Origin of the sequence: Cellulosimicrobium sp. Marseille-Q4280 (genome assembly GCF_943181405.1) — a bacterium.
Taxonomy (GTDB): Bacteria; Actinomycetota; Actinomycetes; order Actinomycetales; family Cellulomonadaceae; genus Cellulosimicrobium.
On record NZ_CALPBY010000002.1, the window covers coordinates 456,589 to 469,603 of the forward strand.

Annotated in this window: 14 protein-coding genes; 4 read left to right on the plus strand and 10 right to left on the minus strand. The window is 72.5% G+C overall.

Going from position 1 to position 13,015, the window contains the following annotated elements; genetic code table 11:
- Window positions 1-7: 7 nt before the first annotated feature.
- On the minus strand, window positions 8-298 hold the full coding sequence (locus tag NFS20_RS06820) for a hypothetical protein (protein WP_251150976.1): 291 nt from the start codon (window positions 296-298) through the stop codon (window positions 8-10).
- Between the two features lie 309 nt (window positions 299-607).
- On the opposite strand from NFS20_RS06820, the gene NFS20_RS06825 reads away from it, so the two are divergent.
- Together NFS20_RS06825 and NFS20_RS06830 are read left to right on the plus strand one after the other, a co-directional pair.
- The gene (locus NFS20_RS06825; protein WP_251150977.1) at window positions 608-1,165 is read left to right on the plus strand and encodes a dihydrofolate reductase family protein; all 558 of its coding nucleotides are present in this window, start codon (window positions 608-610) and stop codon (window positions 1,163-1,165) included.
- Window positions 1,166-1,296: 131 nt separating this feature from the next.
- Window positions 1,297-2,289 (plus strand): phosphotransferase enzyme family protein, encoded by a 993-nt coding sequence (locus NFS20_RS06830; protein WP_251150978.1) that lies wholly within the window; start codon window positions 1,297-1,299, stop codon window positions 2,287-2,289.
- 27 nt (window positions 2,290-2,316) lie between these two features.
- Here NFS20_RS06830 and NFS20_RS06835 read toward each other — a convergent pair whose 3' ends face one another.
- The 5 genes from NFS20_RS06835 to NFS20_RS06855 form a co-directional block, all read right to left on the minus strand.
- A complete protein-coding gene (locus tag NFS20_RS06835; protein ID WP_251150979.1) occupies window positions 2,317-2,838 on the minus strand; it encodes a putative immunity protein in 522 nt (173 codons plus the stop codon).
- Window positions 2,839-2,978: 140 nt separating this feature from the next.
- Entirely contained in the window at window positions 2,979-3,779 is an 801-nt protein-coding gene (locus NFS20_RS06840) for an alpha/beta fold hydrolase (RefSeq protein WP_251150980.1), read from the minus strand.
- 62 nt (window positions 3,780-3,841) lie between these two features.
- On the minus strand, window positions 3,842-6,259 hold the full coding sequence (locus NFS20_RS06845; RefSeq protein ID WP_251150981.1) for an ATP-binding cassette domain-containing protein: 2,418 nt from the start codon (window positions 6,257-6,259) through the stop codon (window positions 3,842-3,844).
- Between the two features lie 155 nt (window positions 6,260-6,414).
- On the minus strand, window positions 6,415-6,825 hold the full coding sequence (locus NFS20_RS06850; protein WP_251150982.1) for a VOC family protein: 411 nt from the start codon (window positions 6,823-6,825) through the stop codon (window positions 6,415-6,417).
- A gap of 5 nt (window positions 6,826-6,830) precedes the next feature.
- Window positions 6,831-7,214: a helix-turn-helix transcriptional regulator gene (locus NFS20_RS06855; protein WP_251151247.1), complete on the minus strand. Its 384-nt coding sequence runs from the start codon at window positions 7,212-7,214 to the stop codon at window positions 6,831-6,833.
- Window positions 7,215-7,340: 126 nt separating this feature from the next.
- On the opposite strand from NFS20_RS06855, the gene NFS20_RS06860 reads away from it, so the two are divergent.
- Window positions 7,341-7,763 carry a pyridoxamine 5'-phosphate oxidase family protein gene (locus NFS20_RS06860; protein ID WP_251150983.1) on the plus strand — a complete coding sequence of 141 codons (423 nt, stop codon included), beginning with the start codon at window positions 7,341-7,343 and terminating at the stop codon, window positions 7,761-7,763.
- Between the two features lie 57 nt (window positions 7,764-7,820).
- Here the strand turns inward: NFS20_RS06860 and putP are convergent, their stop codons facing one another.
- The 4 genes from putP to NFS20_RS06880 form a co-directional block, all read right to left on the minus strand.
- Window positions 7,821-9,320: a sodium/proline symporter PutP gene (gene putP, locus NFS20_RS06865; protein ID WP_251150984.1), complete on the minus strand. Its 1,500-nt coding sequence runs from the start codon at window positions 9,318-9,320 to the stop codon at window positions 7,821-7,823.
- 121 nt (window positions 9,321-9,441) lie between these two features.
- A complete protein-coding gene (locus NFS20_RS06870) occupies window positions 9,442-10,104 on the minus strand; it encodes an SHOCT domain-containing protein (protein WP_251150985.1) in 663 nt (220 codons plus the stop codon).
- Between the two features lie 143 nt (window positions 10,105-10,247).
- Entirely contained in the window at window positions 10,248-10,892 is a 645-nt protein-coding gene (locus NFS20_RS06875; RefSeq protein ID WP_251150986.1) for an FMN reductase, read from the minus strand.
- 149 nt (window positions 10,893-11,041) lie between these two features.
- The gene (locus NFS20_RS06880; protein ID WP_251150987.1) at window positions 11,042-12,238 is read right to left on the minus strand and encodes an LLM class flavin-dependent oxidoreductase; all 1,197 of its coding nucleotides are present in this window, start codon (window positions 12,236-12,238) and stop codon (window positions 11,042-11,044) included.
- A gap of 360 nt (window positions 12,239-12,598) precedes the next feature.
- On the opposite strand from NFS20_RS06880, the gene NFS20_RS06885 reads away from it, so the two are divergent.
- Complete coding sequence (locus NFS20_RS06885; protein WP_069387551.1) at window positions 12,599-12,943, plus strand: RNA polymerase-binding protein RbpA; 345 nt, start codon at window positions 12,599-12,601, stop codon at window positions 12,941-12,943.
- The last annotated feature ends 72 nt before the right edge of the window (window positions 12,944-13,015 follow it).

Below are 13,015 nucleotides of genomic sequence, written 5' to 3' on the forward strand. Positions count from 1 at the left end.
GCACCGTTCAGTCGAAGGAGCCTCGCTGGATTCCGCCCTGCTGACGGTCGATCGTGCCGTCTCCGAGACGCTCGTCGATCGCGGCGTCCGGATACGGGCCGAATATCTTCCAGGGGCTCGACGCACCTTCCGGAGACACCGCCCGAAGCGCGTACTGGCCGCGTCTCAGCGCGACGTGGTCGACACCGGGTTCTAGGTCAAGAATGTGCTGGTAGTGGGCGACCATGGGCGTGGAGCTGTCGGACTCTTGTGCCGAGAGGTACATCCACGTCCCCGACGTCCGGATGATCCGCGTCACGGGAGACTGAGCATCCAGTACTTCAGCACTCGTGACGATTGCATGGCCGGCGTCGGGTACGTCTGCGGTGCGCCGCCACCACATGCGTACCTGCCTTCCTCATGGGTGCCTGATCGGGCCCATGCCACTGGACCCGACACGATACAGTCCATGCCGTTCGTTCCGGAGGCCACGCTGCGCCCTCCGCTGCCGGCGTGGCTCTACCCCGCCGAGGGTAGGCCGAGCGACAGCCCGATGAGTTCCAGGTCGAGCGCAGGTCACAGCCTTCGACGCGCCGGCACATCGACACGGTCATCCGAAGGAGACGACATGGGCAAGCTCATCTACTCGATGATCACCTCGCTCGACGGCTACGCCGAGGCGGCGGAGGGCGACCTGGGCGTCGGCGCCGAGGTGGAGGAGGTGCACACGTTCATCGGTGACCTCTTCCGGCCCGTGCGCACGTTCCTCTACGGCCGGCAGATGTACGAGACGATGGTGTTCTGGGAGACCGCGCACGAGGACCCCGACGCTCCCCCGCACATCGTGCAGTACGCCCGTGACTGGCAGGCCGCGGACAAGGTCGTGTACTCCACGACGCTGGAGTCGCCATCGAGCGAGCGGACCAGGATCGAGCGAACCTTCGACCCCGACGCGGTGCGCCGGCTCAAGTCCGAGACCGATCACGACCTCTCCGTCGACGGCCCGAACCTCGCCGCGCAGGCGATCGCGGCGGGCCTGGTGGACGAGTACCACCTGTTCACCACCTCGAGCGTGGTCGGCGGCGGCAAGCGGTTCTTCCCCGACGGTGTGCGCCTCGACCTCGAGCTCGTGGACCAGCGTGCGTTCGACTCGGGTCTCGTCTACACGCGCTACCGCACCCGCTGAGCCTTCGGCCGCCGGTGCGTGCGGCACTCCCCCGCTCCTCGCCGGTGCCGACGCCGACGCCGGACCGGACGACGTCGACACGACCGGTCGCGTGAGGAGCACCGGCTGCTGGACGTGCTGAGATGGCACCTATGGCCGATACGTCCCTGCCCACGCTCGAGATGCTGTGGGAAGCGTGCGACCCTCACGACGCGCTCGCCGAGAGGTTCGGTCTCCAGGACGCGGGCTCGGCGGCTCGCTGGGTCGCGACGGTCCTCGACGACCACTGGGGTGTCCGGGTCGACGCGTGCGAACGGATCGTGATCAGCGACCACAACGCGCTGGCGTGGGTCGCTACCCCGTCGGGCGACCGGCTCGCCAAGTGGTCGGTCGTGCCCGAGCGCTTCGCGCGGCTGACGCAGGTCGCTCGGCTCACGCACTGGCTCCACCGTGAAGGGCTGCCGGTGTCAGCACCGGTCCGTTCGCTGGACGGCGATCTCCAGGTAGAGGTCGACGACGTCACGATGAGCCTGCAGGACGTGGTCGACGGTGAGCTGCTCGACGTCGACGACCCTCAGCAGGTCCGAGCCGCCGGTGCCGTCCTCGCCCGGCTGCATCTCGCGCTCGCGACCTACCCCGACGCCGACCGGGCCGTCGCGCCGGCCGCTCCCCCGGCCCCCGTGGCGACCCGGGTCTCCGACTGGCTCGGCTCGCTCCGCGACCACGTTCCGGCAGCGGCTCGCACCATCCTCCGACGGCTGGTCGACGACGCACCCGCCGACCGGCTGCCGACGCAGCTCGTGCACGGTGACTTCCGCTCGTCGAACGTGATCTGCCGGGGCCGGGACGTCGCCGCGGTGATCGATCTCGAGGAGGTCAGGCTCGACCACTGCGTCGTCGAGGTGGCTCGGTCGGCCGTCATGCTCGGCACGCGCTACCGGAACTGGGGGCCGGTCTCGGCCGAGGTCCGTGCGACGTTCCTGGCGGGCTACGAGACCGTCCGGCCGCTGACACCGGCCGAGGCCGGCTGGTGGGACACCCTGGTGCTCTGGCACGCCTGGGCGCTCGTGCCGCCCGGCGAGGACCCGACGGGGTGGGGACGCTCGGCGCACGACCAGCTGGAAGACCTGGCACGCGCGCGCTGAGCCTCGGCCGTACGGGACCGGCCGGCCTCAGTCGTCGAAGACGTTCCAGCAGATCGGGCTCCTCAGGCGTTGGTCGTCGAGGACGAGCTCGCGAACCTCCTCAGGGATCCGCTCGCGCTGCCAGTCCCGCTCGGCGACGCGGGCCGCCTCGCCCTGCCCCCTCGTCGCTGCCTCTGCCGCCGCCGCACGGATCGCGTACGCCGCGGCGCCGAGGTCGTGCGCCGCGACGTGCGCGACCGCGACCGCCTGCCCGGCCGCGAGCGCCGCGTACTTCGCGGGGGCGGGTTGGTCGCGTCCGGCGGCGTTCGCGGGGAACGCGGCGCGGTGGGCGTCGCGCACGGGTACGTCGCCGCGCATCCAGCCGCGTGCCGTCTCGAGGGCGCCCCGGGGCCGTGTGTCGTCCGGTCGGGCCTGTTCGAAGAGGGGCAGGACGTGGTCGGCGCAGAGGATCGCCCACTCGGCGAGCAGACGATGGTGGTCGTCCGTCAGGGATCCCCCGCGGCGCACGGTGATCAGTCGGGGGTCCCTGTCGGTCGGGAGGATGGGCATGCGGCGATTGTGCCGAGAGGGGCTGGGGGTGGGCAATCGCCTCACGCCGCCTGCGGGCGAAGGGAGCATGGTTCGTGCCGTGCCGTGCCGTGCCGTGCCGTGCCGTGCCGCGTCGTGGCGTGGCGTCCGGGCGTCGTCGGTCACCCGGGGCGCTGTTCGGCGGCGTGCAGGAAGCGGCGCAGCTCGTGCGTGACGGCTTCGGGCGCCTCGACGGGGCTGGCGTGGCCGGGGCCGGTGAGGACGACGAGCTCGGAGCCGGGTAGGGCGTGGTGCAGGGCCTCGCCGACCGCGACGGGCGCGCGGACGTCGTGGTCGGCGTACAGCAGCAGGGTGGGCACGTCGATGTCGGGCAGCACGTGGCTCTGGTCGGGGTGGCTCGCGTGGGCCATCGCCCGGAAGCCTCGTGGGCGGGTCGCGCGGACGCTGTCGACGAAGGCGACCACTCGCTCGCCCTCGGCGGAGGGTGAGAACAGGGACGGTGCCATCGCGGTGACGAAGACGTCGGGTGGCAGCGTCGATGCCCGCAGCGAGCGCGCCAGCCTCAGGTCGGCCTCCGCGGGGCCGAGGGAGCCGACCCAGCCCGCGTACCCGCTCACGAGGGCGAGCGACCGGACGACCCGGCGGTGCCGACGGGCGACCGCGAGCGCCAGGGCTGCCCCGAAGGAGAGCCCGACGAGGTGGGCCTGCTCGATCCGGAGCGCCGCGAGGACGGCAGCGAGGCAGTCGGCGTAGCCGTCCATGCCGAGCTCCTCCGGAGGGTCGTCCGACGCTCCCGCGCCGGGTGCGTCCCAGGCGATCACGGTGAACTCGTCGGAGAGCGCGTCGAGCTGTGCGCCCCAGGTGGCGCGGGCGTCTCCCACGAAGCCGTGCAGCAGCAGCACCGGGGGCCCGGCCCCGGCGCGCTCGTAGGCGATGCTCAGCCCGCCGACCTTGACGCGCACACCTCGATCGTCGGACGGTCCGCGTGTGGGAGCAACGGCTGGGGGTGTGCGCGCCGGGGAGCTCAGCCCTGCTCGGCCCCTACGTAGGCGGCGAGGTGCTCCCCGGTGAGCGTGGCGCGCTGCGCCACGAGGTCGGCGGGTGTGCCCTCGAAGACGACGCGGCCGCCGTCGTGCCCGGCGCCGGGCCCGAGGTCGATGATCCAGTCGGCGTGGGCCATGACGGCCTGGTGGTGCTCGATGACGATGACGGACTTGCCGGAGTCGACGATGTGGTCGAGCAGGCGCAGCAGGTTCTCGACGTCGGCGAGGTGCAGCCCGGTGGTGGGCTCGTCGAGGACGATCACCCCGCCGGAGTCCCCCAGGTGCATCGCGAGCCTGAGCCGCTGGCGCTCGCCGCCGGAGAGGGTGTTGAGCGGCTGGCCGAGCTTGACGTAGCCGAGGCCGACGTCCTTGAGGTGCGCGAGGATCTTGTGCGCGGCGGGGATCTTCGCGTCGCCGTCGTGGAAGACGTCGTGGGCTCGTGCCACGGAGAGGTCGAGCACCTCGGCGATGTTCAGCCCGCCCAGCGTGTACTCGAGCACGGACGCCATGAAGCGCTTGCCGCCGCAGTCCTCGCACGGCGTCTCGACGGTCTCCATGAACCCGAGCTCGGTGTAGATGCGCCCGTTGCCCTTGCAGGTGGGGCAGGCGCCCTCGGAGTTGGCGCTGAACAGGGCGGGCTTGACGCCGTTCGCCTTCGCGAACGCCTTGCGGATCGGCTCGAGCAGGCCGGTGTACGTGGCGGGGTTGGAGCGGCGCGAGCCCTTGATCGCGCCCTGGTCGACGACGACGACGCCCTCGTGCCCTGCGAGGTTGCCGTGGATCAGCGAGCTCTTGCCCGAGCCCGCGACACCGGTGACGACGGTCAGGACGCCGGTGGGTACGTCGACGTCCACGCCTCGGAGGTTGTTCTGCGACGCTCCTCGGATCTCCAGCGCGCCGGACGGCGTGCGCACGGACTCCTTGACGGCGGCGCGGTCGTCGAGGTGGCGGCCGGTGAGCGTGTCGCTCGCCCGCAGCTCTTCGACGGTCCCCTGGAAGCAGATCGTGCCGCCGTCGGTTCCGGCGCCGGGGCCGAGGTCGATCACGTGGTCGGCGATGGCGATCGCCTCCGGCTTGTGCTCGACGACGAGCACCGTGTTGCCCTTGTCGCGCAGGTCGAGCAGCAGGGAGTTCATGCGCTGGATGTCGTGGGGGTGCAGGCCGATGGTGGGTTCGTCGAAGACGTAGGTGACGTCGGTGAGCGCGGAGCCGAGGTGGCGGATCATCTTGGTGCGCTGCGCCTCTCCCCCGGACAGCGTGCCCGCGGGCCGGTCGAGCGACAGGTAGCCGAGGCCGATCTCGACGAACTTGTCGAACAGGTGCAGCAGGCTCGCGACCAGCGGGGCGACGCCGGGGGCGTCGACGCCCCGCGCCCAGTCGGCGGCGTCGGAGATCTGCATGCGGCACACGTCCGCGATGCCGGCCCCGTTGACCTTCGCCGACCTGGCGGACTCGTTGAGACGCGTGCCGTCGCACGCCGGGCAGGGCACGAACACGGCCGCTCGTTCGACGAACGCCCGGATGTGCGGCTGCAGCGACTCGGGGGCCTTGCTGAACACCGACTCGCGCAGCTTCGGGATGAGGCCCTGGTAGGTCATGTTCATCCCGAGCGCCTTGACCTTCCCCTTCTCGCGGTAGAGGAAGTCGTGCCGCTCGGTCTCGGTGTAGTCGCGGACCGGCTTGTCGCCGTCGACGAACCCGGACTCGGCGAACCCCTTGACCATCCAGCCGTCCGCCTTGTAGCCGGGCACCAGGATCGCGCCGTCGTTGAGGGACCTCGACTCGTCGACGATGACGGACAGGTCCAGGTCGGAGACCGTGCCCCGGCCCTCGCACTCGGGGCACATGCCGCCCAGGTACACCTGGTTGCGCACCACCTTCTTCTCCGTCGTGCCGTCCGCCTTGTCCGTGCTGAACACGCCGCTGGCCGTCGAGGTCGGGACGTTGAACGAGAACGCCGTCGGCGGCCCGACGTACGGGTCTCCCACGCGGCTGAAGAGGTTGCGCAGCATCGCGTTCGCGTCCGTCACGGTGCCGACGGTCGACCGGACGTTGGCGCCCATGCGTTCCTGGTCGACCAGGATCGCGGTGGTGATGCCCTCGAGCACGTCGACGTCCGGCCGCGGCAGCGACGGCATGAAGCCCTGCACGAACGTCGAGTACGTCTCGTCGATGAGGCGTCGCGACTCGGCGGCGATCGTCGCGAACACGAGCGAGCTCTTGCCCGAGCCCGAGACCCCGGTGAAGACGGTGAGCCGCCGCTTGGGGATCTCGACGTCCACCTCACGCAGGTTGTTCTCGCGGGCGCCCTGCACGCGGATGACGTCGTGGGTGTCGGCGGCGTGCGGCACGGACGCTCCCGACGTCGTGGCGTGGCTCGGGGTCTGCGTTGCGGTCACCCTGGGGGCTCCTTCGGGTCGTGGTGCGGGGGGCGTGGTGGGGACGACCGGCGGCGGCCCGAGAACTCATCGTCGCACCGCCGCTGGGCGCGGTGGCGTGCGGCAGACCGGGGACGCACACGGCGGCGGTCCTCAGCGCCCCACGGACGGGCCGGTCACCGGACCTCGTCGATGCGGACCATGTTGCCCGCGGGGTCGCGGAACGCGCAGTCGCGCACGCCCCACGGCTGCTCGGTCGGCTCGGAGACGACCTCGGCGTCGGCGGCCTGGAGGTGCTCGAACGTCGCGTCGAGGTCCTTCGTGGCGAGGATGATCGACTGGTAGGCACCCTTGGCCATGAGCTCGAGGACGGTGCGGCGCTCCGCGTCGGTGACCCCCGGGTCGGCGGCCGGCGGCGTCAGGACGAGGCGGACGTCGGGCTGCGACGGCGCGACGAAGGTGAGCCAGCGCATGGCGCCCTCGCCGACGTCCATGGTGAGCTCGAAGCCGAGGAGGTCGCGGTAGAAGCCGAGAGAGGCCTCGGGGTCGGTGTGCGGCAGGAACGTGGTGTGCAGGGTGATGTCCATGCCTCTCACGCTAGGTGCACGTCCACGGCCGGCGCTTCTCGATTCCTGACCGGTCGGCTGGCCTGCTTGGTCACGCACGACGGCAGCTCGCCCGCACCCGCCGTGAGGGCACGGCGCGCGTACTCGCTCGGGGACATGCCCACGAGCTCGGTGAAGCGCGTGCTGAACGTGCCGAGGGACGAGCTGCCGACGGCGAAGCAGACCTCCGTCACGCTGAGGTCGCCGCGGCGCAGGAGCGTCATCGCGCGCTCGACGCGACGCGTCATGAGGTAGGAGTACGGCGACTCGCCGTAGGCGGCCCTGAACTGGCGGCTGAGGTGGCCGGCCGACATGTGCACGCCGCGTGCGAGCGCCTCCACGTCGAGCGGCTGGGCGTACTCGCGGTCCATCCGGTCGCGGACGCGGCGCAGCAGGGCCAGCGTGCGCAGGTGCGCGTCGTCGCCTCCGATGCTGGTCACGGTCCCGATCGTAGTTCGCCCCTCCCTCGTGCGGCAGGGCGGCCGTACGATGCGCCCGTGGATCTCGAGCAGCTGGTGGCGTACGTGCGCGCGCACGGGGACGGCGTCGTCTCGACGCTCGGTCCGGGTGGCGCACCGCAGGCCGCGTACCTCGCGCTGACGGCGACGGACCGGGGCGAGCTCGTGCTGGACGCGCGCGCGTCGTCGCGCAAGGTGGCGAACGTGCGGCGCGACGGACGGGTGGCGGTCGTCGTCGGCGGCGCGGACGGCACGACGCTGCAGGCCGAGGGTGTGGCGGACCTGCCCTCCGGCGCGGAGCGGGAGCGGTGCGCCGTGGCGTACGCCGCCGCGTTCCCGCAGTTCGCGGCCTCGCTCGCGGACGACGGCATCGTCGTCGTCCGCGTGACGCTCACCTGGGCGCGCCACGGGGACTTCCGAGGTGCCGTCCCCGTGACGTCGGACGTCGCCCTCCCCTCCTGACGCCGCGCCGCCGCCAGGCCGGCGAGGGGCCGGCGAGGGGCCGGCGAGGGGCCGGCGTCAGCTCCGGGCGACCTCGGCCTCCATCGCGTCGAACTCGGCGTCGACCGCTGCGTCCGACCTCGCGGTGGCCCGGCTGACCAGGACGGCGACGAGCAGGTTGAGCAGGAAGCCCGGCACGATCTCGTACATGGCGTCGCTGAGCGCGGAGACGTTCCCCCACACGAGCACGACGACGGCACCGGTGACGAGCCCGGCGAGCGCCCCCGCCGGCGTGAGCCTGCGCCAGTAGAGGCTCAGCAGCACGATCGGCCCGAAGGCGGCGCCGAACCCGGCCCACGCGAAGGCGACGAGGTCGAGGATCGCGGAGTCGTCGTCAAGGGCGAGGACGGCGGCGACCACCGCGACGGCGAGGACTGCCCCGCGCCCGAGGAGCAGCTCGGTCTTCTCGGAGGAGCGTCGCCGGGCGAGGTTGTACAGGTCCTCGACGAGCGCGGAGGAGCACACGACGAGCTGGCTCGACATCGTGGACATGATCGCGGCGAGGACGGCGGCGAGGACGAGCCCGGCGACGAACGGGTGGAAGAGGATCTGGCTGAGGACCAGGAACACGGTCTCGGGGTCGTCGAGCGGCAGGGCGGGGTCGTCGGCGAAGTAGGCGATGCCGATGAGGGCGGTCGCGACGGCGCCGCCGGTCGTGAGGAGCATCCAGGTGAGGCTGATGCGGCGCGCGACGGTCGCCTCCTTGACGGTACGCAGGGCCATGAAACGCACGATGATGTGGGGCTGGCCGAAGTAGCCGAGTCCCCACGCGGCGGTGGAGACGATCGCGACGATCCCGAGGAACGCGCCCTCGTTGCTGAGCCCGGAGAACAGGTTGAACGCGTCCGGGTTGACGGCCCGGGCCTCGTCGACGACGGCGCCGACACCGCCCATCTGGGTGACGGCGACGACGGGGACGGCGATGAGGGCGGCGAGCATGAGCAGGCCCTGGGCGACGTCGGTGAGGGTGGCGCCGAGGAACCCGCCGAAGAGCGTGTAGCCGAGGGTGACGACGGCGACGACGGCGAGCCCCGTGAGGTAGGGCCAGCCGAAGGACGACTCGAAGAACTTCCCGGCGGCGACCATGCCGCTGGAGACGTAGAACGTGAAGAACACGAGGATGACGAGGGCCGCAGCGATGCGCAGGGGCCGGCTGTCGCCCTTGAGCCGCTTGGAGAAGAAGCTCGGGATCGTGATCGCGTTGTCGGAGATCTCGGTATAGGCACGCAGCCGGGGGGCGACGAACCGCCAGTTGAGCCACGCGCCGATGATGAGCCCGATCGCGATCCACGCCTCGACGAGCCCGGCGGCGTAGATCGCGCCGGGCAGGCCGAGCAGGAGCCAGCCCGACATGTCGGACGCGTTGGCGGACAGCGCGGCGACGGAGGGTCTGAGCCCGCGGTTGGCGAGCATGTAGCCGTCGAGGTTCTGCGTGCGGCGGTAGGCGTAGTACCCGATGCCCAGCATGACGAGCAGGTAGAGCACGATCGCGGCGAGCTGGTAGTCCCGGTCCGACATGGCGGCCTCCTGCGGGCGTCGTCGACGACAGTTCCGTCCTCGGCACGCTACGCCGCACCGGGCCCGACGGCGCCCCGGGGGCGTCGGCGTGCCGCCACAGGACGGCCCGGCCCGGCGGCGCTCAGCCGAGCAGGCGGGCCTTCGCGCGGGCGTACTCGGCGTCGGTGAGGTCGCCGGCGCGGTGCAGCGCGGCGAGCCGCTCGAGCCGCTCCACGAGGTCCGCTCCCCCGTCGGCGTCGGAGCCCGAGGTGCTCGGGGCATGCACGTGCCACACCCGGCGCGCGAACACGCCCGGCCGGTGCTCGGAGCCGCGCGACGCGGTCCGCAGGCGGGGCGTGCGCGGGGACGGCGAGGTGCGGTCGTCGATCGTGACGGCGCCGGGATGGGCCCCCCGCAGCGCACAGGCGAACCGGACGAAGCGCTCCGCGGACCGGTCGAGCACGACGGCCCGCGACGTGCCGGGGGCGCTCGCGGCCCGTCCCCCGGCGGCGGGTCGTGCCGGGTGCAGGTGGACCACGACGCCCTCGCCGATCGTGACGGTGACGCGACCGGCGGGCAGCTCGACGCGCGCGCGGGTGCCGTCGGGGCCGAGAAGGTGGAGCCGCGTCCCGTCCCACACGAGGCGCCCGCCGGCGACGTGGAACATCGCGGGGTAGCGCGGGTCCGGGGTGAACCGTCGGGCGGTGGCCCGGTCGGGATCGGCCCGGCGGGCGGTGACGCCGATGCTGCGGCGCGCCGGGCGGGCGGGGGCGTCGGTGCCGTGCTCGTCGTGCGCTGCCGTCATGGATCCGCTCCCCGTCCTGCCGGTGCCCCGTCGTGCCGATCGTCCCGGACCGGGAGCGCCGGCGCAAGGGCTCCGCCGGCGCCGTGGCGCGCGCCCGTGCAGGTCAGCGGCGCGGCGGACGGGAAGCGGCGGTCCCGGTCAGGTCAGAGTCCCCCGAGGAGGGCGGTGAAGTCGGGGGTGTCGGCGAACGGGTCCGCGGGGCCGCTGCTGGTGCGCAGCGCGACCTTCTCCGCGAGCTCGCGACCGGCGCGCGCGATGCGTCGCGGCAGCCCTCCGCCGGAGTCGGACTCGCCCGCGGCCCAGTCGTCGGTCGCGGCGAACACCGACGTCGTGGCGACGTCGGCGCGCAGGTACGTGAACAGCGGGCGCAGCGAGTACTCGAGCGCGAGCGAGTGCCTGGCCGTGCCGCCGGTCGCGCCGAGCAGGACGGGCGTGCCGGTGAGCGCGTCCTTGTCGAGGACGTCGACGAAGGACTTGAGCAGGCCCGAGTAGGTCGTGGTGAACAGCGGCGTGGTCACGACGATGCCGTCCGCGGCGTAGAGGCGGTCGAGCACGCCGGCCAGCTCGCCCGTGGGGAACCCGGTGAGCATGGTGTCGACGACGGCGTGCGCGTGGTCGCGCAGCTCGACCGTCTCGACCTCGGCGGTGACCCCGAGCGCGCCGAGCTCGCGGACGGCGGCCTCGCCGAGACGGTCGGCAAGCAGCCGGGTCGAGGAGGGCTTGGACAGGCCGGCGGAGACGACGACGAGGCGCCGGTCGGTGCCGCCGGGGGTGGTCTGCTGGGTCATGCGGTGCTCCTGGTGCTGCGATGTCGTGCGTGTGCTGCGGCGTGCTGCTGCGAGCCCGTGGCCCGCGGTGGCCCGACGGCGCCGGTCCCGAGGTGCGGTGCCCGCACCCCGTGACCGTACGCCGTCGGGCGGTTGCTCGCGGAGGAGCGTCAGAGGCCGAAGGCCGAGCCGGCGCGCGCGGGCTGCTGCGCGGAGGCGTCGTCCTCGGCGGTGCGACCGGTCCACCGGTCCTCCGCAGCGCCGACGTGACCGGCGTGGGTCTCGCCCGCGGCGCGGGCGGCGGCCACGCGCTCGGCGTGCGTCGGCGGGCCGGACGGCACGTGCGCGGGGCGCGCGGCCTCCGCCTCGCGGCGCAGGACCGGCACGACCTCGCCCGCGAGGAGGTCGATCTGCTCGAGGACCGTCTTGAGGGGCAGCCCGGCGTGGTCCATGAGGAACAGCTGGCGCTGGTAGTCGCCGACGTCCTCGCGCATCGCCCCGTAGCGGTCGATGACCTGCTGCGGCGAGCCGACGGTCAGCGGGGTCTCGCGCGTGAAGTCCTCCATCGACGGCCCGTGCCCGTACACGGGCGCGTTGTCGAAGTAGGGGCGGAACTCGTCCCACGCCTTCTGCGAGTCCTTGCGCATGAAGACCTGGCCGCCGAGGCCGACGATCGCGGTGTCCGCGGGCCCGTGACCGTGGTGCTCCCAGCGCTGCCGGTAGAACTGCACCATCTGCTTCGTGTGGCTCATGGGCCAGAAGATGTTGTTGTGGAAGAACCCGTCGCCGTAGTACGCGGCCTGCTCCGCGATCTCGGGGCTGCGGATCGACCCGTGCCACACGAACGGCGGGACCCCGTCCAGGGGGCGCGGCGTGGAGGTGAAGCCCTGCAGCGGGGTGCGGAACTTCCCCTCCCAGTCGACGACGTCCTCGGTCCACAGGCGGCGCAGCAGCGCGTAGTTCTCGACCGCGAGCGGGATGCCGTTGCGGATGTCCTGCCCGAACCACGGGTACACCGGGCCGGTGTTGCCGCGACCCATCATGAGGTCCATGCGCCCGTCGGTGATGACCTGGAGCATCGCGTACTCCTCGGCGAGGCGCACCGGGTCGTTCGTCGTGATGAGCGTCGTGGACGTCGACAGGACGATGTCCTTGGTCACACCCGCGAGGTAGCCGAGCATCGTCGTGGGCGACGACGGCACGAACGGCGGGTTGTGGTGCTCGCCCGTCGCGAAGACGTCCAGCCCGGCCTCGTCGGCGTGCTTCGCGATGGTGAGCATCGCGCGCACCCGCTCGGTGTCGTCCGGGGTCCGGCCCGTCGTGGGGTCCGTCGTCACGTCGCCGACGGTGAAGATGCCGAACTGCATGGTGCGCTCCCAGTGTCCTCTGACGTCCTATTGTTCATGCGTTTGCATGTACATGCGGCTCAACCGGACACCCTCCGTGTTTGTTCCCGACGCCGCAGCCTGGCCGTGGAGCGGCGGATCTCACGCCGCGCGAGTTGCGCGGGGCATCGAAACCCGGGAGCCTGGGACGGCGACGCGCCGTGGCGGACCCGGCCCCGACGTCGCGCGGCCCGCCCGGCGGGCCGCGACCGCGACGTTCACCGGACCTTCACCCCGCGTCGGAACACCCCACCACGACACGGCGTTGCGTACTCGTAGACCGGGCACGCTCGCACCCACGGGCCCGCCCCGTACACCCCCGACGATCCTCTGGAGGACACCATGGCCGACCGTTCGCTGCGTGGCATGAGCATCGGTGCGAAGAGCATGGAGTCGGACGAGGGCGTCGACTTCGCGCCCCGCTTCCAGGCGCACTACGACTGCCCCAACGGCCACACCATCATCCTGCCGTTCTCGACCGACGCCGAGGTCCCTCCCGTGTGGGAGTGCCGCTGCGGCGCCGAGGCGCTCCTGCGTGACGCCGAGCGCCCAGAGCCCAAGGCCGGCAAGCCTGCCCGCACCCACTGGGACATGCTGCTCGAGCGCCGCACGATCTCCGAGCTCGAGGAGCTCCTCGACGAGCGCCTCGACCTGCTGCGCGCCGGCAAGCTCCGCCGCTCCGCCTGACGCCCGCAGCCGACCGAACCGGTCGGCGCGCGACGGCTGCTCGCACGAGGGCCCGGTCCCCACGGACCGGGC